Below are 26,245 nucleotides of genomic sequence, written 5' to 3' on the forward strand. Positions count from 1 at the left end.
GTGATTGCTCAAACTACGTATTGAGTGATCACTCAAAGATACCTAGGTGTCCCTGCGTCGGCTCTAAACAGACAAAGGAAACGCCAATGACCCAGTTTACCCTTCACGACGACGCCAGCGCTCCTGAAGCGTCCAAACCGCTGCTTGAAAACTCACTCAAAGCCTTCGGCATGGTACCAGGCCTGCACGCGGTGATGGCGGAATCGCCTGAACTGCTGGAAGCCTATCAGCGTGTGCATGAGCTGTTTCAGAACTCCAGCTTTGACGCGGATGAACTGACCGTGGTCTGGCAGACCATCAATGTTGAGAACGCTTGCCATTATTGCGTGCCTGCACACACTGGCATCGCCAAAAGCATGAAGGTGGACGACGCGATTATCGACGCCCTGCGCGATGAGACCGCACTTCCCAATGCGCGGCTTGAAGCCTTGCGCACCTTCACCTTGCAGCTGGTCCGCCAGCGTGGCGAGCTCGATGACGCCGAACTTCAGGCCTTCCTCGACGCCGGCTTCACCCAGCGCAATGTGCTCGAAGTGGTTCTGGGCTACAGCCAGAAAATCATGTCCAATTACACCAACCACCTCGCCAAAACGCCCGTGGACAGCGCGTTCAAGAAATTCGCCTGGACGCCGAAATCCTGATCCCAAAAAGCCTGAATCAAAAACGGCCGGTTCCATGACGGAACCGGCCGTTTTCATCAGTTGAGGCTTGCACCCTAGCCGGCGCCGAGATCGCGGCGGGCCGAGATGGCCGTCACGGTGAAGCCCGCAACCACATCCAGAAGGCTCATCACGATGAGCAGGAAGAAGGTGGAGGTGGCGAAGACCGGCACCAGCAAGAACAGCAAAATGCCCACCAGCAAGGTCGCCATGGACAGGCCGTGATTGAGCAAGGACGATGTGCCCGAGCTGGCCGATCCCACCATTTCAATAAACAGCATGGCCAGAGCCAGCGTCAGGATCAGGTCAGACGCCGACACCGCCCATTCCCCGCTGGGCAGGCCCAGGGTGAACAACGGATTGGTCAGCATGGATGCGCCCTCGCCGCCAAAAAAGGCGTCGCTATAGGCGACCAGGGCGTAAACCGCCATGGGAATGAGTAATTTCGGAAAAATCGTAAACACGTTGAGCCCCCCGCTCTGTTGAACCTGCGCTTCAGAGCTGGCGAGCCCCACTGCGACACCTGAACCCGTCGGACCGGTCATGACCGTTCTCCTATCCCCGTCGCCCGTCCACCACCGGCGCCGAAGATATCGGGCGCCTGATCAGGCTTCGTCCCAGCCGCCGGGCTGACGCGCACGACTGTTGAGCCACATCATACCTAGCATATCGCTCAAAGAGGCGAAAAGACGTCCCAGATTGGTATATTTCGATTGGCCGGCGGTGCGTGGCCTGTGGCCCACATCCCGGAAGCCCACATCAAAGCCTTCGCGCTTCATCAAGGCGGGGAGGAAACGGTGCTGATGATCAAAGAAGGGCAACAGCAAATAGGCGTCACGGCGAAAGGCTTTAAGGCCGCAGCCCGTGTCGTCGGCATCATCATTGAGCAAGGATTTGCGCACGCCATTGCCCAAGCGCGAGGCGGTCTTCTTCCACGCGCTGTCCTGGCGTCCCACCCGGCGCCCCGCCACCATTCCGGTGGTCTCTTGTGCGGCCGCCAGGGCGTCGACGAGGGTCGGAATATCGGCGGGCGGATTTTGACCATCGCCATCCAGCATGCAGATCAGCGGCGCCTTGGCGGCCAGAACGCCAGTGCGGATCGCACGCGACTGGCCAGCGTTCTTGCGATGGGTCACGATCCGTAGCGTCGGGATGGTTTCTTTCGCCGCCAGCAGTTCGGCCAGCGTCTCATCGGTGCTGGCGTCATTGACCAGAACGATTTCGTGCGAGCGATCCTTAAGAACGCTATAGATTTCTTCTGCAAGACGCGCAGCATTACCTGCCTCGTTATGCATCGGCGCGATAATGCTCAGCTCTGGGCGGGGATCAGTCATGAAACGCTTCGTCTTGGACGGACTTGCTTGAAGAATATCTTGCCGCGTTTCATACCGATTATTCACACAGACGCACGATCTTTTTCTTTGTTCTCTGCGCCCGGGCTGTTCATGTCGTTGCAAGATCGCCTGATAAACACCGAACGGGCCCGCCTGTTCATCGCCGGTCTGGCCCTGATCGCCAGTCTTCTGGGCGTGTTCACCTTGCCAGTTCTGGACCGAGATGAAGCGCGCTTTGCCCAAGCCACCGCGCAAATGATCGAGAGCGGCGATTTCGTCGAGATCCGGTTTCAGGACGCGCCGCGCCATAAAAAGCCCATCGGGATCTACTGGCTGCAAAGCCTCAGCGTCGCTGTGACCACCGGACCGGACGCGCGCGAGATTTGGGCCTACCGCTTGCCGTCCGTGCTGGGCGCGATGCTGGCGGCGCTGAGCGCCTTTTGGGCGGGCCGACGCCTGTATGATCACCGCACAGGCGTCTTCGCGGGGGCGCTGGTGTCGGTCACGCTGTTGCTGGCCTCTGAGGGCGGCATCGCCAAGACCGACGCTCTTCTGTGCGCCATGACCGGTCTAAGTTTTCTCGCCTTTGTCGAGGTCTGGCTGGCGAAAACGGACACTCGCCGCCGCCGATGGGCGGTCTTGATGTGGGTCTTCGTGGCTTTGGGCGCGCTGATCAAAGGGCCCGTAACACCCGCCATGATGGGGCTGGCGGTGGTGACGCTGTGCGCACTCGAACGCCGGGTGACCTGGCTCAAGGTCTTTTTCTACTGGCCCGGCCCGTTGGTGGCCGCGCTGATCCTGTTGCCCTGGCTGATCGGCGTTCAGATCGCCACGGACGGCGCCTTCCTGATTGACGCGTTGGGCGGGGACATGGCCCCCAAGCTCACCTCAGGACACGAAGGACATGGTGCGCCGCCGGGCAGTCATCTTCTGTTGCTGCCAATCCTGTTCCTGCCCGCGATCGTCAGCCTGCCCACAGGCCTTGCGAGCCTGATCAAGGATTGGCGCGATCAGACGTCGGACGCTCAAGCCGCGCGCCTTCTGGTCGCCTTCATCGCGCCCGCCTGGCTCTTGGTGGAGCTGATCCCGACAAAGCTGCCCCATTACCCCTTGCCGATCTATCCCGCCCTCGCCGTCGTCGCCGGTCTGGGCCTGGCGCGATGGGGCCGGGTGGAGCGCCGCTGGCGGCTTGTGGGTCTGGGATTGCTCGGCTTGGGCGTTCTTGCAGCCGGCGGGCTTCTGATCGCGCTCGCCTGGCGGTTCTCCGGCGCGCAATGGGCGGCGTTTCTGGCGACCGGGATCATGGTGTTTTGCGGCCTTGCTGCGACCTTCGCGCTCTATATGAGACGCTATGATCTGGCGTTGATCGGCCTGGTGGTCATCGGTTTGAGCTGGCACGGGCTGGGACGCGGAGTGGTCGCGCCGTCCGCGGACATCCTGTTCCCCTCCGCGCCCGCCGCGGTGGAAGTCGCCGATATGCGCGCGCTTGTGGGCGATGCAGAGCTCGTCTCCACCTACACCGAGCCCAGCTTTGTCTTTCTGACGCGCGGCGCGGTGCAGTTGCGCGATGCAGATGAGATCGCTGCAGATCTAGCGGCCGGGCGCCTCGATTTCTCCACTCCGCGACTTTACGTATTTGATCTGAGCCGCTGGAGCGATAACGCAGCGGAGACCCTGCGCCCGTTCGTGCAGCGCGCCTGTGCGGTCCGGCTGGTGGACGGGTTCAACTATTCACGCGGCGACGACACGGTCTTGCTGATCGCCGCCACCGGCTGCGACGCCAGCGCCGCCGAAACCTCTGGGAGCTGACCATGAGCCGTTCCATCGAGATCGTTGAAGTCGGGCCGCGCGATGGCTTGCAGAACGACCCGGTCCAGCTTGAAACATCTGTGAAGCTCGACTTCATCGACCGGCTGATTGACGCCGGGGTGAAGCGCCTGGAAGCGGCGAGCTTCGTCAATCCCAAGGCCGTGCCGAAAATGGCCGATTCCATCGCCGTGATGGAGCAGGTTCCGCGCGACAAGGGCGTGTCCTTCATCGGTCTGGCGCTGAATGAACGCGGCATGCGCCAGGCGATCGAGTCGCGCTGCGATGAGATCAATTACGTCATGGTCGCCTCTGAAGGCTTCGGCAAACGCAATCAGAACGCCACCCCACAGGACACCGCCGACCTGCTGGACCGGATTGCGGTGCTCGCCCATGACGCAGGCATTCCCCTGTCCGCCACCATTTCTGTCGCGTTCGGCGATCCGTTTGACGGGGAGGTGAACCCGGCGATTCTGGGGGAGCTGGCCGGACGGGCGGCCGCCGCCGGGGCGAGCGAAATCGCTCTGGGCGACACCATCGGCGTGGCGACGCCCTGGCAGGTCAACACGGCCGTGGAGATCGTACGTGAAGCCGCGCCAAAAGCGCGCCTGCGTCTGCACTTTCACAACACCCGCAACACCGCCATCGCCAATGTCTACGCCGCTGTCGAGGCGGGTGTGGATGTGATCGACGCGTCAGCGGGCGGGATTGGTGGATGTCCGTTCGCGCCGAAAGCGACGGGCAATGTGGCGACCGAGGACGTGGTCTACATGCTGGAACGCGGGGGCTACAGCACCGGCATTGATCTCGACAAGATGATCGAGACGGCCCACTGGCTTGAACAGGTTGCGCTCAAGCACCCCATTGAGTCCGCGCTCAGCAAGGCCGGGCCGTTTCCGCCCCGATAAGCCACTGCCTCGGTTCAGATCCGCGTGCTAGAGTTCGGAGGCTGGCACCTTGCTGGCTGTCCGCCCCTGGATCTGAAACAGAACCGAGCGCATTACCGCCCCCAACAGGAAGACCGGCCCCAGGACAAATCCTTGCAACGGGCCCACAAACCCGCCATGCAGCGTAAAATATCGCGCCAGCCCCAGCGCCTTGAACACTTCAACCTTGATGGGGCTGATTTTCGAGGTGGAGCCCACATGGGCGATTTCCACACGCGGCTCAAAGATCACCTCGCCGCCGAAATCCCGCGCACGCTTGCAGATGTCGATATCCTCCACATGGAGGAAATACCCTTCATCAAAACCCTCGAGGCGATCAAAGCCACGCCGCGTCATCAGCATGGCGGCCCCTGATACGGTCGGCATTCGGACCGGTTGTTCAGGCAGGGGTTCATGCTCGCGGTGAAACTTGCACGAGACACCCAGAAAGCCGGTCAAGACGGATCCGAGCGTCAGAGCGCCCCGGCGGGCGCCACGTTGTTCCTTGCCATCCGGCCCGATCAGACGCGCCCCGACGATGGCGGGCTCCGCCCGGCCCTGAACGGTCTTGAGAAGACGCGCTGCGTCGCCCGGTTTCAGAACAGCGTCGGGGTTCAGAAACAAAAGCGCGTCGCCCCGCGCGGATTGCGCCCCGATATTACAGCCCCTGGAAAAGCCCAGATTACCGCCTGTATGCACAATTCGAAGTTTGGCGTCGTGACGGGCCCGCTGCTCAAGCTGGGCGACCATTTCAGGGGGGTTGTCATGATTGACCAGCACGAGCTCGTCCACATCCGGCGCTGCGAGCACGGAATCCACGCACTCAAGCAAGACGTCTCCCGTGCGAAAGGTCACAATGACCGCCGAGATGCCTGATCGGACTGGTTGATCCACGTCCGTTCCCCCACTCATTCCCCATCCGGCGTTTCACCCGCCGGATGTATATAGCCTTGCCTGTCCCGCACTGGCCCCTCGCGCAGCGCCCAGACTTTCCACCACGCCGTTTTCGGACGCGGCTCGGGAGCTGGGTCATATCCCCAGCTGCCGCCTGGACGGCACCGAAGCACCCGTCCCGCCGCCAGCCAGGAACCGCGCCACAGCCCTTGTTCACGCACGCAATCTGTTGCGTAGCTCGAACAGCTGGGCTGGTGTCGGCACCGCACACCGAAAGCGTAGAGGATCGGGGACAGTCCGATTTGATAAGCGCGCAGCAATACCAGCCCCAGGCGAGTCGGCAAGCGTGCAAGTCCAGCTCGTCTACACATTAGAAGCCCAGTTCGGCGCCTGATCAATCCAAAACTCGTTCAGAGTCCACATTAAGCCTGAGTCTGCGCAAGCGCTGCCTCAAAAGCCTCCAGCGCCGCGTCAAACGCCAGCAGAATGGACCCGTGACGCTGGCGATAGTCCGCGGCAGGCTGAAGAGCGACAAGGGCTGAAAACCGACCCTTGGGCGGCTCGGCTCCATCCTTCAACATCGCCTTGAGCGCTTCGCGTGCAGCACGAATTTCCTCCAGATCCGCCCCGATCGCAGACCGGGCGAAGACGCTGGCGCTGGCCTGGCCCAGAGCACAGGCTTTCAGGTCCAGTCCGATCTCTGAAATGCGCCCCTCCTCCAGCCGGAGGTCCAGCGTCAGCTCGGACCCGCAAATGCGAGAGACCTTGTGGGCGCTGCCGTGCGGCGCGCTCAGGCGGCCGATATGTGGAATATCAGCCGCCAATTCGAGCAGATCATTGGAATAGATGTCACTCATGCGCGTTATGTCCGCCCCCAGCTAGGCGATTTCAAGGCGTCAGCCCTTCAGGCGCCAGGTCGCCCCTTCGGGACCATCGTCCACTTGGACATTTTTCGATGTCAGGGTTTCACGGATGGCGTCGGCCTTGGCGAAATCCTTGGCCTGACGCGCCTCAAGACGCTCGGCGAGCAACTGGTCGATCTCTACGCGGAGCGCTTCATCCAACGTATCGAGACCAAACCAGGCGTCCGGATCCTGATCAAACAGGCCCAGAAGCCGTCCTGCGGCGAGCAGCTCGCCCTTGGCCTGCGCCTGCTCTTCCTCACTGGCGGCCTTGTTGGCGCGGCCGGCGATCTCGAACAGCGCGGCCAGCGCCTTGGGCGTGTTCAGATCATCGAGCAGCGCGTCCATGACCGCAGCGGGCACATCGACCTCAGCGGCCTTGACCGCCTTCAGACGACGCAGCACGCCGTAAAGCCGGTCCATGGACCGCTGGGTGTTTTCCAGAAGCTTGGCGGTCCAGTCGAGCGGCGCCCGGTAATGGCCTGTCATCAACGCATAGCGGATCACCTCGCCTTTCACACCCTTCTGTAAAAGGTCGTTGGGCTTGATCACATTGCCGAGCGATTTGGACATCTTCTCGGATTCCATCGACAAAAAGCCGTTATGCAGCCAATAGTTCGCCAATGGCGCTCCGCCATGGGCGCAGACTGACTGAGCCACTTCATTTTCATGGTGCGGGAAAACCAGATCGCCGCCGCCGCCGTGAATGTCGATGGTCTCTCCCAAGTTCGCTTCGATCATGGCCGAGCATTCCAGGTGCCAGCCCGGACGACCATCGCCAAACGGGGCTTCCCAGACCGGCTCGCCGGGCTTGGACGGCTTCCATAGAACAAAGTCAGCCGGATCTTTCTTGTACGGCGCCACTTCCACGCGAGCGCCCGCGATCATGTCATCCAGAGAGCGGCCTGACAGCTTGCCGTACTTGTCGTAGCTGCTGACGGAAAACAGCACATGGCCTTCGGCGGCATAGGCGAAGCCATCCGCCATCAGCTTTTCGATCATGGCGACCATTTGCGGCATGTGCGCGGTCGCCGCCGGCTCCAGCGAAGGCGGCGTGATGTTCAGCGCCGCACTGTCTTCGCGATAGATGCGGGCGAATTTGTCCGTGATCACGGAAATATCAACACCGGCTTCAGCGGCCGCCGCGTTGATCTTGTCATCCACGTCCGTGATGTTGCGCGCATAGACCACATGGTCTGCGCCATACACATGCCGGAGCAAACGGAACAGCACGTCAAACGCCACCGGCGGACGGAAATTTCCTATATGGGCTTCTGAATAGACCGTCGGACCACACACATACATCGTCACCCGCTCGGCATTGATCGGAACGAAGTCGCGCTTCTTTCGCGCGGCGGTGTCATACAGTTTCAGGACGGTCATCTGAGCTTTTCCAAAAGTCTGAGCGCAGCGCAGGGATTTGCGTTACACCAGCGCGACGGTCTACAACGTGAAGCGCTTAGGAAAAAGACTTGTTACGGTATTGGATATTTCAAACCCGAAACTAACTAAGTGCTGGACGCGGTAAATCCGCTTCCCGGAGGAAACATCTAGACCCGGCGCGCGTCGACGGCATGCACCGTCCCGCCCTGCTGGATCCGGAAACCGGTACTTCGTCGCTCTGCTTCACGCAGAGCTGCGCCCGTCAACGAAAGGATCCGCCCGATATGGACGCCATGACTGACAAAGAAACTCTGGCCAACCTGCCTGAGGACGCCATTGCTCGCCCGACCCGCGAAGAAGCTGAAGAAGCTGTACGCACGCTGCTGCGCTGGGCTGGTGACGACCCCCGCCGTGAGGGCCTTCTGGAAACGCCCAAGCGTGTTGTGAAAGCCTATCAGGACTGGTTCCGGGGCTATAATGAAGATCCGCACGAAATCCTCGGCAAACGCTTTGAGGACGTGCAGGGCTATGACGACATGGTCATGCTGACCAACATTGATGTGGAGAGCCATTGCGAGCACCACATCGCGCCGATTCTGGGCACCGCCTGCGTTGCCTATCTGCCGGATCGCGCCGTGGTGGGCATCTCCAAGATCGCCAAAGTGGTCGAGGCCTTCTCCAAGCGTCTTCAGACGCAAGAGACCATGACCGCCCAGATCGCCGATGCGATTGAGGACGCCATGAGCCCGCTGGGCGTCGCGATCTTTGTGGACGCCAAACACCAGTGCATGACCACGCGCGGCGTGCATCATCCGAACGTGTCCACGATCACCACCATGTTCCGCGGCGAGTTCAAGGCGAACGCCGAACTGCGCCAGCGCTTCATGAATCTGTGCGAGCAGTCCAAGCGCTAGGCGCTGACTGAACCGCAAACAGGAAAGCCCGGGAGCGCTGCTCCCGGGCTTTTTGTTTTTCAAAGGCTGGCGCCCAGAGCTCTGGCCCGCTCCAGCGCCGCTTGCAGGGATGCTTCAAAGCGGTCATCGGCGAATTCCTGATACTCGACGCCCACATGCTCGACCCGGTCCGCGCCCAGATAGCCCGACACCGCCTTCACATGGCCCACCAGATGGCCTTGCCCGTCCCTGACGCCGCCTGGCTCAAAGCCGAACTCGCCCCAGGCCGTGGCCAGCACGAGCGTTTTGCCCGACAGGACCGGCTGAAGCGGAAAATCGCCGCGCGCCAGGTCGAACGTGAAGGTTTCGTCTTTGCGGACGACGCTGTCCACCCAGGCCTTGAGGCCCGCCGGCATGCCATAATTATACATCGGCGCGGTGATCAGGATGATCTCCGCCTCGCGAAGCTCGGCTATGGCCTGATCACTGCGCTCCAGACGCTGAGACTGCGCGGCGCTTCTGTCATCTCGAGGGGTGAAGGCCGCCGCCACCCAGTCGGACGTGATGATCTGTGGCGGGTTCAGACCCACATCACGTTCAGTCAGCTTGACCGTGGGATGAGTGTTTCGGAGCGCCTGCATAAAGGCGTCTCCGATTTCCCGGCTCAACGAACCGTCCTTGCGGACGCTCGCATCCACTCTCAAGACATGCATAATTTTCACCTCTAGAACTAACAGGGTTGAAAGAGGCTTCTTAATTTCCGCATATAGCCATGAGGCGCTATAGAGATGACTTCAGTCAAAGGTGAGATTTTCTCATGTCTTCTCACATCTCCCATCGCGCGCTGCGGGCGTTTGAAGCCGCCGCGAGGCACGGGACCCTCGCGCGCGCCGCAGAAGAGCTGGGCGTGACGCCGACCGCGCTGTCACACGCCATCAAGGCGCTGGAAGCGCAGCTGGGCCTGCCCTTGCTCATCCGCTCAGCCCGCGGCGTCACCGCCACATCTGAAGGACGGCAGTTGGCCGAACGCCTGGCCGGCGCCTTCAGGGATATCGACATCGCCCTGTCCGAGCTCAAACCCCAGTCAGGACGCATCACCCTGGCCGTGACGCCCGCCTTCGCCAGCCTGTGGCTGGCGCCCAGGCTGGCCCAGCTCGAAACCGAGCTTCCCGATCTGAGCGTCCGGATCGAAACCTCCTATGCGCCTGTGGATCTGAAGCGCGCCACACAGATCGATCTTGCAATCCGCTATGGACCGGTGAAGCCGGGCGAAGACATCTTGGTCGAGGATGAATTCGGCGCTTTCGCCACACCCGCCCTCAGAGACAAGGTGCTGGCGGGACGCAGCGTGGATCTGCTCAGCCCGAGCTGGCGCATGCCGATTGGCGCCGCGCCCTCATGGCAAGACCTGTCACAGCAAACGGATTTGCGGATCAACATCGCGCAGGACCGCGCCTTCGATGACGAACAGTACGCCGTTCAGTGCGCGCTCGCAGGACAAGGCGTGCTCTTGGGCAGCCCCCATTTGCTGAGCCTTCTGATCCAGCGCGGCTTGCTGGCGCCTGTGAGCCCCGTCATGCGGCTGAAGGGCCCCGCCTACAAAATTGCCGGTCGAGAAGAAGCGCTTCAGTCCAGCAAGGTCCGCAAGGTCCTGCGCTGGCTGCGCTCCCAGTTTCAGGGCTGATCCCATGAAAAAGGCCCGGCTGGATCAGCCGGGCCTTCTCAGTCTCGCGGATGCGTCTGCTTACTGGTTGATACGGAACGCGTTGCATTCCACACAGCTCGCATACACGCCATTGGGATCGTTCATCATATTGATGGTTTCGATCTCGTCCTGCGCGTCGCGGGCCAGATCACCCAGCCAGCCCGAACCCAGAAGTCCGTTGCCGAAGACGGCGAGGCGCGCATCTTCACCGAGCATTTCCAGGATCTGAGCAAAGGGGTCGACCTCGTCGCGGAATTCCACGACGCGGTAATCGCCCTCTTCAAGGCCAGCGCGTTCGGCGGCGGCGGCGATGGCGTCATCATAGCCGCCAATTGAGTCCACCAGACCGCGGTCATAGGCTTGCTGACCGGTCCAGATACGTCCCTGAGCGACCGCATCCACTTCATCACGGGTCATATCGCGTGACTCCGCCACGATAGACAGGAAGCGCTCATACCCTGCCTCGATGGAGCTTTGCAGCACGGTGTTCCATTCCTCGGTCACACCACCCGTCAAAGAAGGCTGACGTGCGGTCGCCGTCGTGGCGACGCCGTCTTCATAGACGCCAATCTCGGCGAGGGAGTTCTCAAAGGTCGGAATGAAGCCAAAGATGCCGATCGAGCCAGTGATGGTGGTCGGCTCGGCCCAGATCTCATGGGCCGGCGTCGCGATCCAGTAGCCGCCAGAAGCCGCCACGCCGCCCATGGAGGCGATGACGATCTTGCCTTCAAGACGCGCCATTTCCAGCTCTTCACGGATCAGTTCAGAGGCGAAGGCCGAGCCGCCGCCTGAATCGATGCGCAGAACAATGGCGCGAACATTGTCGTCAAGGCGAGCCCGACGCACGAGCTCTGCGTGCTGATCGCCACCGATCACACCGCCATCACCATCACCGTCGACAATGCCGCCCACAGCCTTGATCACGACGATCTTGTCCGCCGGAACCAGCTGGAATTCACGATTGGCGTTCACATAGTCAAAGAAATTGCTGGCGACGATGCCGCCCGTGTCCTCATCCCGGCCAAAGCGTTCGGCCAGCAGATCGCGATACGCGCCACGGCCGATCACATGGTCGACAAGACCGGCGTTCAAGGACACAGCGGCGGTGTCGCCATCCTGGGCCACGAGCAGCTCCGGGAAGGTGTCGGCATAGGTTTGCAAAGCGCCGTCCGACAGGCCGCGCGCCGCTTCGACGCGATCCGTATAGGCGTTCCACAGATCGCCAAAGACAAAAAGGTTCGCCTCTGCGGCGGGTTCCGACATCTCATCGCCCAGATAGGGTTCAAGCGCGGATTTGAAGGTGCCGACGCGGTAGACGTTCAACGTCACATACAAACGATCCAGCAGGGACCGGAAGAAGGTGCGATAGACCGCATACCCCGTCACGCTCGCGCCGCCCATGTCGTGCAAGTAGACATCGCTGGCGTGTGCGGCGAGGAAGTAGCCGCTCATGGAGAAATTGTCGCCATAGACGATGATGTCTTTGCCAGCCTCGCGGAACGCTTCCATTTCGTGGGCGACCTGATGCAGGGCGGCCGGATAGCCCCCGGCGAAGTTTTCCAGATTCATCACGATAGCCGTGACGTCATCATCCTGGGCGGCCTGGCGGAACCCGTCGACAACATCCCGCAAGAGCACTTCATCGCCCGGGCCGCCGCCCAGCAAGGACGCAGTGAAGGCGTCATTGGGCGACAGGGTTGTGGGCTCTTCAACGATCGGACCTTCAGGCGCGAAAATCAGAACGCCGCTGTCGGCGAGATCAAACTCGTCACTGGAGAACAGGCTGCCAATGAAAGCGATCAGGAAAAACGCAATCACGACTATCCCGAAGACGCGCAATATTCCGTGCTGGACAGCGCCGATATAGCGCCAGATCCGCGCCACGATGTTTTCGTCAGACGACATGGGAACCCCTTATTTCACCCCCGAATGAAGGTTTAAGTTGGCCTACGGCCATGCCCCTGTCTAGGCGCATGTACCTTAAAATGATGCAACCCCCGGTCAGGCGCCGGCCAGGCGCTCGACCGACGGCACTGCGCCCCCCGATGCAGGCGTGACGCGCCAGCGGCTGTCGAGCCCTGTTTCAAACGCTGTATCCTTGATCGTCGATACCGTCACAAAGTCCGCGATCGCCTCCTCCGGCGTCAGGGTCAGCAGGACAAACCCTTTCGCGTACACGCTGTGATGGAGGATGTGCGGGTTGGCCTGCAGGGTCATCTGGCCGAAATCCACGCTGGGCGCATTGACGAATTCATAGTCGGACGGGCTGGTCACAGAGGTGACGCCAAACTCGACGCCGACACGCTCGCCAGCATCGGTCTTTAAGTCCACCGTCCAGAAATTATGGCTGTCGCCCGTCAACACGATGAAATCGGCGTTGGCGTTTCGAGCGGCTTCAAACAGACGCTCACGTTCCGCCGGGAACCCGTCCCAGGTATCGAGCGTCATGGGAACGCCAAACTGGGTCTGACGCGCGAAATCCCAGATGTCGCCGCCTGCGATCCGCATGCCCCAGCGCAGCCAGAAGGGCGTTTCCTTGGTGTAATCGGGCGCTGTGGCCGAGCCCATCAGGACCTGGTTGGCGAAAAGGCGCCAAGGCTTGCCGGCTGCTACGGATTGCTCGAGCGTGCGAATGACGAAATCGAACTGCTCCGCGCCCAGCAAGGTGCGGTCCTCGCCACCGACCCGCTCATCAAGCCAGGCTTGAACCTGCGCCTGCACGTCAGGGTCTGAGGGATCAGAATCGAGCGCGATAGGAAAGCCCTCCATGGTCATTTCCTGAGACCGCGCCAGCAGCCGGCTTTCCAGAAAGATCAAGGTGGCCAGATCGCCGATTTCCAGGGCGCCATAGCGCGCCAGACGATTCTCGGGCTCGCGCACCGGCATCCAGCCATAGTAAGCGCGCAAGGCGTCGTTCACCCGCACCGGCCAAGCCCCCTCGCCTTCATCAGGGTCATGATTTTCCGCGCCGGTGAGATGGGCGTTGTTCGCCGTCTCGTGATCGTCCCAGATCGTCAGCAAAGGGGCCGCGGCTTTCAATGCTTTCAGGTCCGGATCAGCATTATACTGGGCGTAGCGCAGCACATAATCGTCATAGCTGACGATCTCATGGGCGGGTTCGACCACCCGGCCCAGGCGCTCATCATCCTCCATGGCGTAGCCGCCACGGCCATATTCATAGAGATAATCGCCCAGATGGACGACCAGATCGACATCGCCGCGGTCTGCAGCGGCGCGATAGGCGTTGAAAAAGCCCGCTGGGTAGTTCGAGCATGAAAACGCAGCGATCTTGAAGCTGTCCACCGCGCCCTCAGGCAAGGTGCGGGTCTGACCGGTGTCGCTCAGCTCGCCGCCAAAGGAGAAGCGATACCAATAGGTCCGTCCTGGCTGCAGCCCATCCGCCAGCAGCTTGAACGGCGTCATGTCGCGCACCGCTTCTGCGGCGGGCGCCGCCTCGGCGTCGATCAGCACGGATTGAAACTCGGGGTCTTCCGCCAGCTGAACCCGCACCGGGGCGTCAAGGCTGTCAGCCGTAATCGCCGTCCACAACATGATCGAGCTCTGGTCGGGGTCGCCGCTGGCCACACCATGCTTGAAAGGCCCGTCTGCGGGTGGGCGCGGCGCAAAGCGCTGTTCCTCACGGCTACAGGCCGTGGCGGCAAGGCCCAGCCCTGCAACGCCCGCCAGCGCCGCCCGGCGCGTGAGTTTAATTTCATCTGACATGGTCTTCCCCCCGATTACGCTCGTGTGCGACGAGTCACGGAAAAGTAGAGAACAAATAAGAAGGCCGGCGCAAGGCCCCTCTCCTTGCGCCGGCCACAGCCCCGTCCCCCCAGACGAGACCTTGAGCGCCTGCTTCTAGAAGCTGGCGCCGATGCGGAAGCCGTAAGTCAACGGCGCACCCGGGATGAAGGTTGGAAGACCAAAGCCGGCGCCGGTATTACCAGCGTCGATGAGGAATTCTTCATCCGTCAGGTTGTTGCCGTACACTTCAGCGAAATAGCCCTCATCCGCGCTTTCATAGCGCACACGGGCCCGCAGCAGGCCATAGGCGTCCTGACGCACGCCGACAAAGCGATCATTGTCGTTGTCGGTGAAGACGTGCGACTGCCAGGAATAGCTCGGCAGCACCGTCAGATTGCCCCAGTCGCCTGCGGCCACTTCCCAACGGGCCCCCAGCGCCACGGAATGTTCCGGCGCATAGCGGAAGCGGTTGCCGCCCAACGCCTGCGGCTGGCCGCCCGACGTGTCGTTGAATTTGGCCATGTTGTAAGAATAGCTGACCATCAGATCGAACGTATCGGTCAGGCGGAAATCGCCCTGGAGTTCGGCGCCGGTCTGGGTCGCTTCACCATTGTTTTGCGGGGTGAAGGTCGCCGTCAGCGGGTCAAAGACCGAGGTGCGGAAGTTCTCGTACTCGGACCGGTAGATCGAGGCGGTCAACGTGCCGCGGTCCAGCGTGATGAAGGCGCCCGCTTCGATCGAGTCCACGATCTCGGCTGGGGCGGTCGCGAAGAAGGACGGTGAATTGCTGTCCAGCGAGAGAAGGTCCGGGCTGCGGCCACGGGCATAGCTGACCCAGGTATTGATGCGATCGCTGAGCGTGTAAGCGGCGTTCACGCGATAGGTCCAGGCGTCAAAATCTGCGCTGGCGTTCACCGTGGCGAAGTTCGGCGTGCCCGCCAGGATCAGCATCGGGCCAAACGTAACGCGGTTCGGCCCCATGGCCGTGCCGCCATAACCTGATGACTGTTTGCTCTCGTCAGTATAGCGCACGCCGGCGGTCAGGGTCAGGCGATCCGTGACGGCGTAGGAGGCGTCTGCAAAGAAATCCAGCGCTTCGGTCGAACCGGCGTTCGCGGATTCTTCGTAATAGTTCGGGCGCAGCGGGACTTGGCCCAGACCGCTGGTCAAAGCCGCGATGGAGAACGGGAACGGGTTGGTCACATCCGTGATGGCCGAGACCGGCAGGCCCAGTGCGCCAGCGATAACCGCCGGATCTCCGAAGGAGCCCGCGCCCACAAAGAAGGCCTGCACAGCGGCTTCGTTATAGATGCCGGGAATCCGCTGGGTGTTGGCTTCGTAGAAATAGGTGACGCCACCGAACGCGGTGAGCGGGCCGCCATTGTCAAAGCTGAGGCGCATTTCGTGGCTGGTCTGGCGACCGGTCGCGTCTTCGGCGAAGTTCAGGAACTCGATGCCGCCACCGATCGGATCAAAGATCTCAAGGGAGTCGTACGCGCGGTAGCCGGTGACAGTGGACAGGTTCCAGCTGTCATTGATGTCCCAGCTGGTGAGCGCGGTCACGCCCCAGACCCAGCGGTCCAGGCCCAGCGGTTCGCCGTTGAGGAACCCGTCGATCAGGCGCAGGTCCGCCGCGGTGTAAGGCGAGGTGTCGCCACCGACCGGCGCCAGAACGCCGGACTTGAACGAGGTGCCCGGGCCGCTGTCTTGCTGCCAGTTGGCGATCAGGTCGAAGCTGAAATTGCTCATCGGTTCGCCCGACAGGACCAGTCGGCCCGCCAACACGTCACGACCCTGCAGGTCGTCGCCATCGCCGAGATTGTCGATAAAGCCGTCGCGCACGCGGTTCACAGCGGCAAAGCGCAGGCCGTAATTATCAGCCAGGGCGTAGTTCACATGGCCGCCCACTTCATAGGCGTCATAATTGCCCAGACCGGCGAACACGCTGGCGGAGTTTTCAAACTCGGCCTTGTTCTGGATGATGTTGATGCCGCCAATCAGCGCGCCGCGACCAAACAGGGTCGGCTGCGGGCCTTTGGCGACTTCCAGGCGCTCAATGTCAAACAGCTCCACATAAGAGCCGCGAGAGCGCGAGATGGACAGGCCGTCCTGGAACATGGCGACGCGCGCTTCGGCGGTGGCGACGCCGCTATCGGTGGTGATGCCGCGCAGGGAGTAGCCGGTATTGTTCGGGCTCTGCTCCTGAATGACCAGACCCGGCGTGAACAGGGCCATGTCTTCGAGGTTGCGGATGTCCAGACGCTCGATCAGCTCTTCGTTAAACGCCGACACATTGATCGGCACATCCGCCAGAGACTGTTCGCGGAACTGGGTGGTCACCGTGATCACATCGGTGATCTGGGAATTGACCTCTTGGGCGAAGGCGGGCGCGGCGGGCGCCAGCGCGATCAGCGCGGCGCACGCAGACAGGTGAGCTTTATACGTCATGATGGGGACCCCTGAACAGTTTGATAGCGATCAGCGCGGCGATCGCAGGCTGCTCGCTGTTAGGGGCGAAGTGTGACGCTTCACTAACGAGTTGATAAAACTATGGTTACGGTAAGGCATAAGGCATGTGACGTCACCCGAAAGCCACGCCCCACGCCCGTCCCTACCGAGCAGGGTTGAGACCCTGACTAGAAGCTCGCGCCGATCTTGATGCCCGCCATACGGGGCGACCCAGCGATAAAGGTGGGCAGACCGAAGCTGTCGCCGGTATTGCCCGCATCGATGATGTAGCTCTCATCCGCCAGATTGTTGACGAAGACCTCGCCATAGACTCGCTCATTGGGCAGATCCAGACGCGCCCGGAGATTGATGAGACCGAACTCCCCCTGCAGCTCGTCCTGCCGGGCATCGGTCAGATCATTGTCATTGTCAAAGAAGACCTCTGACTGCCAGGTCCAGGTCGGGATCAGCGACACCCGGCCCAGCCGCGTCTCAAACTCGGCAAGCCCGCCGACAGACAGCGCATGATCGGGCGAAAGGCGGAAGGTGTTGCCGGCGAACTCTTGCGCCCGGCCATCGGAGTCCGTGTCGTCAAACTCGGAGATATTGTACGCATAGGTCGCAAAGACGGACAGGTGATCCGTGAATTGATGGTCGAGCTGGCCTTCAAACCCGTACTGCGTCGCGCTTCCGGCGTTATCGACGATATAGGTGGCGCTTTGCGGCTCGAGACGGCTGCTCTGGAAGTTCTCGTATTCTGAATAGAACACAGACGCCTGGATGTTGGTGGATGCCAGCGTCCAGTAGCCGCCCAGCTCATAGCTGTCGACGATTTCAGCCGGCGCGATCACGAACTGATTGTTGGAATAGCTGATCACGTCCGGACGGCGCCCCCGCGCATAGGACGCAAACAGGTTCACCGCTGCAGTGAGATCGTACTGGCCGGTCACGCGCCAGGTGAAGTCGTCAAAACTGCGCTCGCCTGAATTCAGCATCACACCATTCGGCGTCGCGGGGAGGAAGACGGTCGGGGCGCCCGTGACACGGTTTGGCGCGTCGATATGCCAGCCGGAGATACCGGCCTCCTTGTCTTCTGTTGTCCAGCGCAATCCGGCGCTTAGGGTCAGGCGATCTGTCGCCGCGTAGGACACATCACCAAACACATCAAGGGCGGTGGTCTCGCCGTAATTGGTCGTGCCTTCACGATACGCACTCAGCGGGACGAGCTGACCAGCTGTGAGCAGGCTGAGCACGGACAGCCCCAACGGGTTTAGCAAATCGTCAAAGCCATTCGCATTGGGGACGCCCTGCAGCGCCAGCAAGGCTTCGACCTGCGCCACGCTCAGGCCCGCGCCGGCCGCCAGCTGAGGCGCCAACAGGGCCTGAACCGCGGCTTCATCCGTGGCCAACGCAATCGCCTGTCGGCTGCGCTCGTAAAAATACGACGCGCCGAAAAAGCCCGTCAGAGGACCGCCGGCGTCATAATTGAAGCGGATTTCCTGACTCCATTGATGTCCGGAACCATTATCTGCGACCGCGAGCAAATCAGCGGCAAAGCCATCTGAATCCAGGATTTCGCGGGTCTCCAGGGCGCGCCAGCCGGTGATGGAGGAGACCGACCATGTGTCGTTCAAGTCATAATCGCCCAGAACCGTCACACCATAGACCTTACGGTTGATGCCCAAAGGCGCGCCATTCTCCAAAATCGGCAAGGTGCTCAGCGCAGCAGGCGCCCAGGGCTCAAGCGAGACGCCCGGCGCGGGCGCGAACACCCCCGATTTGAACGATGTGCCGCCTTCTGGGGTGTCGTCCTGGTAATTGGCGATCACATCCAGGCGCAGGGCGTCCGTCGGCTCCCAACGGGCGGAAATGCGATAGGCTTCAAGCTCGACAGCGTTCATCGCCGGTCCGCCCAGCACATTGTCGACATAGCCGTCGCGCGCCTTGTGAGCAGCGGCAAGTCTAAGGGCGAAGGCGTCGCTGAGCGGCAGGTTCACATGCCCACGCGCTTCTCGACGATTGTAATCACCCAGCGTCACAGACGCAGCACCGGACGACACATCGTCCAGCTGAGCCTTGTTCTGAATGATATTGATGCCGCCAATCAGCGCGCCGCGACCAAACAGGGTGGGTTGCGGACCTTTGGCCACCTCCACGCGCTCGACATCAAACAATTCCACAAACGCGCCACGGGCGCGCGAGATGGGCACGCCGTCCTGAAACACGGCGACCCGGGCTTCGCCCGTCGCCGTGGTGTCATCAGACGTGATGCCACGAATGGCGAAGCCGGGTGTATTGGGCGACTGCTCCTGAATCTCCAGACCCGGAACAAAATCAGACAATTCATCGAACTGCTCGATGCCCAGAACGTCCAGGCGCCGGGTGTCGTACGCGGTCAGATTGATCGGAACGTCCGTGACGGACTGCTCTCGTTTCTGCGTCGTTACGGTGATCACGTCCGTAACCTGTGTCTCGCCCTGTTGAGCAAAAGCAGGCGCAACGGGTGACAGCGCCAGGAGGGCGGTGCACACAGTCAAGCGAGCTTTAAACGTCATTGTCAGTATCCCTGATCTTGTTGCATAGCGTTCACACCGGTGATCACGTACCGAATGCGGAAAGGGATGGGATACGTCCGTTCACTTACCAATTCGTCACGGCACGGGCGCTCTGTGGAACTCAGTGTCAGGTGTTCCCATAATGTCACGCAACAGCCCTCAAGAAGGCGTCGCCTTTGACCAGACCGGACCCAGCCCCCAGAGAACAGATCGCCCAGCACGAACATCACGGCGAGCGCCTGGACCGCTGGATGGCCGCCCTGTGGGATGACTTGTCCCGGTCACGCTGCAAGGCGCTGGTCGAGCAAGGCTGCCTGTTTATGGATGGTGCGCCGCTAACCGATCCCTCCGCCAAGGTGCGCGAAGGCGCGGTCTATCGCCTGGACGTGCCCGCCCCCGTGGAAGCGACGCCCAAGCCTGAAGACATCCCGCTCGATGTCTTGTTTGAGGACGAGCATCTGATCGTCATCAACAAGCCCGCCGGCATGGCGGTCCACCCTGCGGCGGGCAACTGGACCGGCACTTTGGTGCATGCGCTGCTCTATCACTGCGCGGGATCGCTCTCGGGCATTGGCGGGGTGGAGCGCCCCGGCATCGTTCATCGCCTGGACAAGGACACATCCGGCGTGATGGTGGCCGCCAAGACTGACAAGGCGCATCAGGGGCTGTCAGAACAATTCGCCGCGCACAGCGTTGAGCGCGCCTATCTCGCCTTCACCCGCGCTGCACCTCAGCCCCGCTCGGGGCGGATCGAAACGCGACTGGCGCGCTCCAGCCATGACCGCAAGAAGATGGCAGTGATCGACACGCCCGGCTCGCAGGCGGGCAAACACGCGATCACCAATTACGAAACGCTGAAAACCTTTGGTCAGGAGCCCGGCAAATCCGTCGGCCATCCCATGTGCGCGCTGGTGCGGTGCCGGCTCGAAACCGGACGCACCCACCAGATCCGGGTGCATATGGCCCATATCGGCTGCCCGCTGCTGGGCGATCCGGTGTATGGCCGGGGTCGCTCCACCCCGCTTGCGAAACTCGACAGCGGCAAGGACTTCAAGGATTTCCGGCGTCAGGCGCTTCACGCCGCCGTGCTGGGATTTGAGCATCCTGTGACCGGGGAACAGGTCCGGTTCGAGACCGACCTGCCCAAGGACATGCAAAGGCTGGAAGGCTTTCTGGAGCGGATCTAGCGCGCCATCGCCCGCGCGCGCACCGCGGCTTTCGACCAGCGCCGCGCCCACAGGATGAACACGCCCGCCGTGGCGAACATCATCAGGCCGTAGATCGCAGCGGGCATGGCGTAGTCGATATCGCCCAGCAAGGAACTCGCCACCACAATGGCGAGCGTGGCGTTCTGCAAACCGCACTCCAGCGTCAGGGCGATGCGCTGACGCATCTTGAACGCCATCCAGCTCGACACCGCGAACGCGACGGCCATGGCCGCCACATTCAGCGCCAGCGACACGGCGCCCGCCTGGGTCAGACGTCGCAGGGTCTCGCCCACCCCTTCATTGATGATCGTCGCTACGACCACTGCGGTGAACACCAGGGCCGACATGAAGCGCGAATTGCGTTCGAGCGCGAGCGCCAAACCCGGCGCGATCTTGCGCAGCCCCATGCCCAGCGCGACCGGAATAACCGTCAGCGCGAAAATCACCACGCCCGTGGACACCATGCCCACCTGGGGCGCGTCCGGCCCCATGAACAGCGCCAGCGCCAGCATCAAAACCAGCGGCACGGTCACGACAGACGCAAGCGAGGTGATCGCTGTAAGAGACACCGAGAGCGCCACATCCCCGCGCGCCATATGGGTGAGCAGATTGGAAGTGGTCCCGCCCGGACAGGCCGCCAGGAGCACTACGCCCACTTTCACAATCGGCGCGATCGGCAGGAACGCCACCAGGACGATCGCGATCAAGGGCAGCGAGATGAACTGCAACGCCGTCCCCACAAGAAACGCCTTGGGTTGCAGGGCGATACGTTTGAAATCGGCCGACGTCAGCCCCACCCCGAGGGTGAACATGATAAAGGCCAGGGCGAGCGGCAGCAGGACTTGCGCAAACAGACTTTCCATACCCTCACCCTAAAGCGCTTAAGGGGGCCCATAAAGGCATATTTCAATTATGGTTTTTGCGGTTCTTAATGGGCGCTCCAACCTTCAACGCCAACACCCAGTCATCATAGATGCGCCCGCCCACATCAAACTGGCGCGTCCCGATTTTCTCAAAACCCATTTGGTCATAAAAGGCGAGCGCACGGGTGTTGTTCTTGTAAACGCCCAGCAACAGACGGTCTGCGCCAACCGCACGGGCATGGTCAGTCGCCTCATCAAGAAAACGCCGTCCCAGACCCGACCGATGCAGGCTCGCCAGCACATAGATGCGTTTGATCTCAAGGTCGTCAGCGCGTGTTTCAACCGGCAGATCAGGCGCGGTCAGGTGCAGATAGCCCACCGGCGCCGCGCCAGGATCTTGCTCGGCCAGCCAGAGCGCATGGCCGGGCGTCTCCAGCGCCTGTGCGTATACCTCCGGCGCATGCCGCTCGACGCAATGACGAATGATCGCCCCGCCGTCCACGACGCCGGCATAGCTTTCCAGAAAGGTCGCCGCGCCCACAAGGGCCAGGGCATGCTGATCGCCCGAGCGGGCTTGTCGCACTGAAATCGTCATACGGTGAGTTTTCGCGAGGCTCGTCCTTCAGGGCAATACATTCTTTCCGCGCCAGGCCTTAATCCGGGCGCCGTTATCTGTTCTAGTCAGCAGGCCCGAAGGATTGTGTTTCAGGCTCACTGGCTTGTGACCCCTGTTAATCTGGAAATGGGCTACCTAAATGAACGCGGCGCTGCTCATTTTGTCAGCGCCAAGGCTCGCTGGGGAGTGACACATGGCGAATATGAAATCAGCGCTGACAATGTCGCCGGAAGCCGGTCTGTCGCGATATCTCGCGGAGATCCGCAAATTCCCCATGCTTGAGAAGGATCAGGAGTTCATGCTGGCCAAGCGCTGGCAGGAGCACGAAGATTCTGACGCCGCTCACCAGCTGGTCACCTCTCATCTGCGCCTCGTCGCCAAGATCGCCATGGGCTATCGCGGCTACGGCCTGCCGATCGCCGAAGTGATCAGCGAAGGCAATGTGGGCCTGATGCAGGCGGTGAAGAAGTTTGACCCTGACAAGGGCTTCCGCCTGGCCACCTACGCCATGTGGTGGATCCGCGCCTCGATCCAGGAATACATCCTGCGCTCCTGGTCGCTGGTGAAAATGGGCACCACGGCGGCCCAGAAAAAGCTGTTCTTCAATCTGCGCCGGATGAAAAGCCAGATGCGCGCCCTGGAAGAAGGGGATCTGCACCCTGATCAGGTCGAGCAGATCGCCACAAAACTGGGCGTCACCGATGACGACGTGATCTCCATGAACCGGCGCCTGTCAGGCCCGGACGCCTCTTTGAACGCGCCGATGCGCGCAGACGGCGAAGCGGAATGGCAAGACTGGCTGGCCGATGACGATGCGGACGATGCTGAGGAAGAGCTGGCGGAATCTGATGAATTCAGCACCCGCATGACCCTCCTGCAAGAGGCCATGGGCGCGCTTAACGAGCGCGAGCAAAACATCATTCAGGAACGTCGTCTGACCGAAGAGCCGAAAACGCTCGAAGACCTTGCACAGGTCTACGGCGTCAGCCGCGAACGCATCCGCCAGATCGAAGTGCGCGCGTTTGAAAAACTGCAAAACGAGATGAAGCGGCTCGCTGAAGACCGCGGCCTGATGCCCGCCTAGGCGGACACGTCCGCGTTCACAGCCTGAGTTTTAGTCCCGGCCTTGGCGCGCACCACGCCCAAGGTCAGACATAGCTGCGCGCCGTAATACGTCACCCAGACAATCACTCCGCCCCAATCAAGGCTGTCTTCAAAGACCAGAACGCCGCGGAACCAACGCATGGCGAGCACGGAATCTGACACGACAAACAACAAGGCGCCGATAACGATGAGATTGTTCGCTTTGACCAGGCCCGCCGCCATGGCCATCACCAGGATAATCCCCAGATAGATGCTGGCGGGCACGGTCAGCGCGCCCATGCCGGGGTTGAGCCAGAGCCACATGGCGACGCCGAACACGAACAATCCGCTCGCCAGGACCAGCCCCTCACGCTTGAAGCCGCCGCCCAGCACCATCAGGGCGAAGATCACGATATAAGTGAGATGCGCAGCCCCGAAAAAGCCGATCCCGGCTTCCAGCTGTGGCGGACTCATGGCCAGCGCATAATCGCCACCCGCTGACAGCATCAGGGCGAGCGCCAGCACGGGCGCACGCTTCAAAAGCGCATACACCCCCAACAAGATAACGCCCAGAGCCTTGGTCAAAGCCAGTCCCGGCATGGAATACGTGGTCAGGTCCAGACCCAGATAAACTACCGAAGCCGCCACCGAGACCCACAGATAGATGGGCGCCGCCCAGTCCGGAAACAAAGGTTCGGTGCGGGCGTAGCGATCAGAGGCAGGGTCGGTCATAAACGAACTCGTCATGTTTGGGCGCCAATCAGGTCAAAGGCGTGCCGCTTTCCTGCGCAAGCGTCAAGTCACCGGGCCATTCTGCACGCTTGGAGATTTGTCACATTTCGTCTGATGTGTTTGATATTACGCTCTTGTCTGGAGTCCCCCGCCAATGATCTTGCCCGCTCTCGCCGCCTCTGCGCTCGCTCTGTCACCGGCGGAGGGGCTTGAGCCGCCTTACCAGGCTTTGCTGACGGCGGCGGCGGCCGAAGACGACGATGCAATTTTCACCAACGCAGTGAGCGTCCTGGCGCTGACCCGGTCTGCCGAGCGCATTGCCGCGGGGGCCGCGCGCATCTCACACCGCCATGGCGTGACCGCACGTCGCATTCTTGGCTTGCCGATGGCGCCCGTAACCCCGGCGCCGGAGCCGGTCGCAATCGCCGTCGAGACCGAGGCGGCGATGGACACAGCGCTGATCTCCAAGCGAGACCCCTTCTGGATCGCCGGGCCAGCCAGCGCCGTTCAGCTGATCAGACAAGCACACTCTGAACTGTGGAAGGGCAAGCTGCGTCTTGGCGTGCGCGCTGACGGCGGAGACACAGAGCGCCTGGACTACACACTCGGGCTGGAGGCGGAACGCGAGCTTGTCGGCTGGGGGTTTGAGACCAGCGCGACCTATTCCTATTCCGAAGTCGACAACAATGTGGGCCGGGACGAATTGATTTTCAAAGCCCGCGGAGAACGCGAAGCGGGCGAGCGCTGGACCCTGTTCAGCAATACCGAATGGGAGCGTGACCAGGTGTCAGGCTTTGACTGGACCGGATTTCTGGGCGTCGGCGCAGGCTATCGCGCGGTGCAAGGCGACAAGATGGAGTGGACGCTGCGGGCCGCGCCAGGCGTCCGCTATATCAGTGAAGTCGACAATGGCGATTATCTGGAGGGCGCGTTCGACCTGTTATCGGACATGGAGCTGCAACTTAGCGACACCATGCGCCTGGAATCCGAGACCCGACTTCTGGCCTCCAACAGCGCACGCGCTGACCAGCTCTTCCGTCTGAACACGGATCTGGGCGATTTATGGTCCCTGGAAGTGCGCTATCGCTATCGCTATGAATTTGACCCCGAACCCGGGTTTGAGGCCGGTGACAGCCGCACCGACCTCGCCCTGATCCGGGAATTCTAGGCGCGCCTATTTCTTGATGGGCTCGGGCTTGCCCGGCTTGCCTGGCCCCTGGGCGCGCAATCCGCCATTGCCGATCCGGCCCGCAGCGAAGTCCTCAACCATCGGCGCCCAGCGGTCTGACCGCGCCGCGATATAGATGAAGGGGCCGTCGGGGTTGGAGCGGAAATTTGAATCCGTCGCCACGATCCGCCATTCGCCATTGCGCTCAGTCATGAAGGGCGAGCCGGAATCGCCGCGCGTGGTGTCGCAATTATGCGCCATCGTATTGTCGTCAAAGACTTCGATGATGCGGCAATCGAGATTGCCTGACAGGTTTGAGCCGGTGTCCCACGAATAACCCGCCTGGCGGATCGGCGCGCGCAAGGCGGCGCGCGCCCCTTGCTCATCGATCAGCGCTTCATAGCCCACATGGCCCAGCTCCACGCCCAGCGGCTGGTCCACACGCAGCAGCGCCCAGTCCGTGCCATCCAGAGCATCGCCCGCGCTGAACTCCGCTTCATCCCAGTTGTCATCCATCAAATAGTCGACCACCCGTGCGGTCCGTGCGCCGCCGGGCAGGTTCTCGCCGGTGCGGAACACGCCAGACGCATCGATCCGACCGTTTTCAGAAATGCAATGCGCCGCCGTGATCAGCACATCCTCGCCAATCAGGGTTGCCGTACAAGTTCCGCCTGCATCAAAGTCGAGATACCCCACCACGCTCCACGGGAACACGCCAGTATCCATCAAGACCCTGTCATCATTACCGAAATAATGGTCCTGAATGGTCATCGGGCGCTCGCGGCCAATGCAGTCGGCACGATCTGAGCGCTCTGCACAGGCGCCGTTGCCGACGCCGGGCTCCTCACAGATTCCGTTAAAGGCCGTGTCGCACTGGTCATTGCGAAAGCGCAGTTCGATCAGCGGGCCGCAATCGGTGCGGTCGGTGGCCTGTACGCAGGCGCCGGTGCCGAAGCCCGGCTCATCGCACTCGCCGTCATTGGCCCATTGGCATGAATCATCCTCGACCCCCGCCATCAATCGCCAGCAATCAGACCGGTCCGTGCCTGCTGTACACGCGCCCGTGCCCAGGCCCGGCTCGTCGCACTCATTGTCATTGGCGTAGCGGCAGCTGTCGTCCCCGGGCACAGCGCTGGCTCCGGCGACAGGGTTGGCGCCCGGCTTGGTCACCTGGTGCAAGAGCCGCTGATAATCGCGGCTGGAGAACGCGTCAGCGCGAGCTTGGGGCCAGTCGAGTTCCTGAGCCTGCGCGCCGCCCACAAGCAGCATGAAGCTCGCCGCGGCGGCCAGAACGGATTTGATCATGTGGTCGTCCCCAATACGTCT

Annotated in this window: 23 protein-coding genes; 8 read left to right on the plus strand and 15 right to left on the minus strand. The window is 61.7% G+C overall.

The features are described 5' to 3' along the window. The first annotated feature begins 86 nt into the window (after window positions 1-86). Window positions 87-641, plus strand: coding sequence for a carboxymuconolactone decarboxylase family protein (locus ACP154_RS03035; protein ID WP_107711601.1), 555 nt, complete (start codon window positions 87-89; stop codon window positions 639-641). A 74-nt stretch (window positions 642-715) separates the two neighbouring features. Here the strand turns inward: ACP154_RS03035 and ACP154_RS03040 are convergent, their stop codons facing one another. Both ACP154_RS03040 and ACP154_RS03045 read right to left on the minus strand, forming a co-directional pair. Beyond that, a complete protein-coding gene (locus tag ACP154_RS03040) occupies window positions 716-1,204 on the minus strand; it encodes a hypothetical protein (protein WP_421856973.1) in 489 nt (162 codons plus the stop codon). Window positions 1,205-1,264: 60 nt separating this feature from the next. Beyond that, window positions 1,265-1,993 carry a glycosyltransferase gene (locus ACP154_RS03045; RefSeq protein ID WP_421856970.1) on the minus strand — a complete coding sequence of 243 codons (729 nt, stop codon included), beginning with the start codon at window positions 1,991-1,993 and terminating at the stop codon, window positions 1,265-1,267. 111 nt (window positions 1,994-2,104) lie between these two features. On the opposite strand from ACP154_RS03045, the gene ACP154_RS03050 reads away from it, so the two are divergent. Next, entirely contained in the window at window positions 2,105-3,802 is a 1,698-nt protein-coding gene (locus ACP154_RS03050) for an ArnT family glycosyltransferase (protein ID WP_421856967.1), read from the plus strand. A 2-nt stretch (window positions 3,803-3,804) separates the two neighbouring features. Then, on the plus strand, window positions 3,805-4,707 hold the full coding sequence (locus ACP154_RS03055) for a hydroxymethylglutaryl-CoA lyase (protein WP_421856964.1): 903 nt from the start codon (window positions 3,805-3,807) through the stop codon (window positions 4,705-4,707). 27 nt (window positions 4,708-4,734) lie between these two features. Here ACP154_RS03055 and ACP154_RS03060 read toward each other — a convergent pair whose 3' ends face one another. Genes ACP154_RS03060 through cysS form a run of 4 tightly spaced genes read right to left on the minus strand, consistent with a single transcriptional unit; the run spans window position 4,735 to window position 7,904 of the window. After that, entirely contained in the window at window positions 4,735-5,619 is an 885-nt protein-coding gene (locus tag ACP154_RS03060; protein WP_421856962.1) for a glycosyltransferase family 2 protein, read from the minus strand. A gap of 14 nt (window positions 5,620-5,633) precedes the next feature. Beyond that, window positions 5,634-5,990 carry a membrane protein insertion efficiency factor YidD gene (gene yidD / locus ACP154_RS03065; protein WP_421856959.1) on the minus strand — a complete coding sequence of 119 codons (357 nt, stop codon included), beginning with the start codon at window positions 5,988-5,990 and terminating at the stop codon, window positions 5,634-5,636. Between the two features lie 51 nt (window positions 5,991-6,041). Continuing rightward, entirely contained in the window at window positions 6,042-6,476 is a 435-nt protein-coding gene (locus ACP154_RS03070) for an iron-sulfur cluster assembly scaffold protein (RefSeq protein ID WP_421856956.1), read from the minus strand. 39 nt (window positions 6,477-6,515) lie between these two features. Beyond that, window positions 6,516-7,904 carry a cysteine--tRNA ligase gene (gene cysS / locus ACP154_RS03075; RefSeq protein WP_421856953.1) on the minus strand — a complete coding sequence of 463 codons (1,389 nt, stop codon included), beginning with the start codon at window positions 7,902-7,904 and terminating at the stop codon, window positions 6,516-6,518. A gap of 284 nt (window positions 7,905-8,188) precedes the next feature. On the opposite strand from cysS, the gene folE reads away from it, so the two are divergent. Further along, window positions 8,189-8,818 (plus strand): GTP cyclohydrolase I FolE, encoded by a 630-nt coding sequence (gene folE / locus ACP154_RS03080; protein WP_107711609.1) that lies wholly within the window; start codon window positions 8,189-8,191, stop codon window positions 8,816-8,818. 59 nt (window positions 8,819-8,877) lie between these two features. Here folE and ACP154_RS03085 read toward each other — a convergent pair whose 3' ends face one another. Beyond that, window positions 8,878-9,510: an FMN-dependent NADH-azoreductase gene (locus ACP154_RS03085; RefSeq protein WP_421856950.1), complete on the minus strand. Its 633-nt coding sequence runs from the start codon at window positions 9,508-9,510 to the stop codon at window positions 8,878-8,880. Window positions 9,511-9,614: 104 nt separating this feature from the next. Here ACP154_RS03085 and ACP154_RS03090 point away from each other — a divergent pair, with 104 nt between their 5' ends. Beyond that, a complete protein-coding gene (locus tag ACP154_RS03090; RefSeq protein WP_421856947.1) occupies window positions 9,615-10,481 on the plus strand; it encodes a LysR family transcriptional regulator in 867 nt (288 codons plus the stop codon). Window positions 10,482-10,541: 60 nt separating this feature from the next. On the opposite strand, the gene sppA is transcribed toward ACP154_RS03090, so the two are convergent. The 4 genes from sppA to ACP154_RS03110 form a co-directional block, all read right to left on the minus strand. Beyond that, the gene (sppA, locus tag ACP154_RS03095) at window positions 10,542-12,407 is read right to left on the minus strand and encodes a signal peptide peptidase SppA (protein ID WP_421856944.1); all 1,866 of its coding nucleotides are present in this window, start codon (window positions 12,405-12,407) and stop codon (window positions 10,542-10,544) included. Between the two features lie 96 nt (window positions 12,408-12,503). Beyond that, the gene (locus ACP154_RS03100) at window positions 12,504-14,225 is read right to left on the minus strand and encodes an alkaline phosphatase D family protein (RefSeq protein WP_421856941.1); all 1,722 of its coding nucleotides are present in this window, start codon (window positions 14,223-14,225) and stop codon (window positions 12,504-12,506) included. Between the two features lie 135 nt (window positions 14,226-14,360). Next, on the minus strand, window positions 14,361-16,694 hold the full coding sequence (locus ACP154_RS03105; RefSeq protein ID WP_421856938.1) for a TonB-dependent receptor: 2,334 nt from the start codon (window positions 16,692-16,694) through the stop codon (window positions 14,361-14,363). 188 nt (window positions 16,695-16,882) lie between these two features. After that, a complete protein-coding gene (locus tag ACP154_RS03110; protein WP_421856935.1) occupies window positions 16,883-19,249 on the minus strand; it encodes a TonB-dependent receptor in 2,367 nt (788 codons plus the stop codon). 176 nt (window positions 19,250-19,425) lie between these two features. On the opposite strand from ACP154_RS03110, the gene ACP154_RS03115 reads away from it, so the two are divergent. After that, complete coding sequence (locus tag ACP154_RS03115; RefSeq protein WP_421856932.1) at window positions 19,426-20,436, plus strand: RluA family pseudouridine synthase; 1,011 nt, start codon at window positions 19,426-19,428, stop codon at window positions 20,434-20,436. Here the strand turns inward: ACP154_RS03115 and ACP154_RS03120 are convergent. Together ACP154_RS03120 and ACP154_RS03125 are read right to left on the minus strand one after the other, a co-directional pair. After that, complete coding sequence (locus tag ACP154_RS03120; RefSeq protein ID WP_421856929.1) at window positions 20,433-21,320, minus strand: bile acid:sodium symporter family protein; 888 nt, start codon at window positions 21,318-21,320, stop codon at window positions 20,433-20,435. The two genes, ACP154_RS03115 and ACP154_RS03120, sit on opposite strands and share 4 nt — an antisense overlap. 43 nt (window positions 21,321-21,363) lie before the next feature. After that, complete coding sequence (locus ACP154_RS03125) at window positions 21,364-21,915, minus strand: GNAT family N-acetyltransferase (RefSeq protein ID WP_421856926.1); 552 nt, start codon at window positions 21,913-21,915, stop codon at window positions 21,364-21,366. A gap of 214 nt (window positions 21,916-22,129) precedes the next feature. Here ACP154_RS03125 and rpoH point away from each other — a divergent pair, with 214 nt between their 5' ends. Then, window positions 22,130-23,020, plus strand: coding sequence for an RNA polymerase sigma factor RpoH (gene rpoH, locus ACP154_RS03130; RefSeq protein WP_107711619.1), 891 nt, complete (start codon window positions 22,130-22,132; stop codon window positions 23,018-23,020). Here rpoH and ACP154_RS03135 read toward each other — a convergent pair. Then, a complete protein-coding gene (locus tag ACP154_RS03135; RefSeq protein WP_421856923.1) occupies window positions 23,017-23,751 on the minus strand; it encodes a lysoplasmalogenase in 735 nt (244 codons plus the stop codon). The genes rpoH and ACP154_RS03135 overlap by 4 nt on opposite strands. A gap of 154 nt (window positions 23,752-23,905) precedes the next feature. Between ACP154_RS03135 and ACP154_RS03140 the strand changes: the two genes are divergently transcribed. Further along, the gene (locus ACP154_RS03140; protein ID WP_421856920.1) at window positions 23,906-24,919 is read left to right on the plus strand and encodes a DUF481 domain-containing protein; all 1,014 of its coding nucleotides are present in this window, start codon (window positions 23,906-23,908) and stop codon (window positions 24,917-24,919) included. Between the two features lie 6 nt (window positions 24,920-24,925). Here ACP154_RS03140 and ACP154_RS03145 read toward each other — a convergent pair whose 3' ends face one another. Then, window positions 24,926-26,224, minus strand: coding sequence for a trypsin-like serine peptidase (locus ACP154_RS03145; protein ID WP_421856917.1), 1,299 nt, complete (start codon window positions 26,222-26,224; stop codon window positions 24,926-24,928). Window positions 26,225-26,245: the final 21 nt, after the last annotated feature.

The organism is Oceanicaulis sp. (assembly GCF_965249665.1).
Taxonomy (GTDB): Bacteria; Pseudomonadota; Alphaproteobacteria; order Caulobacterales; family Maricaulaceae; genus Oceanicaulis.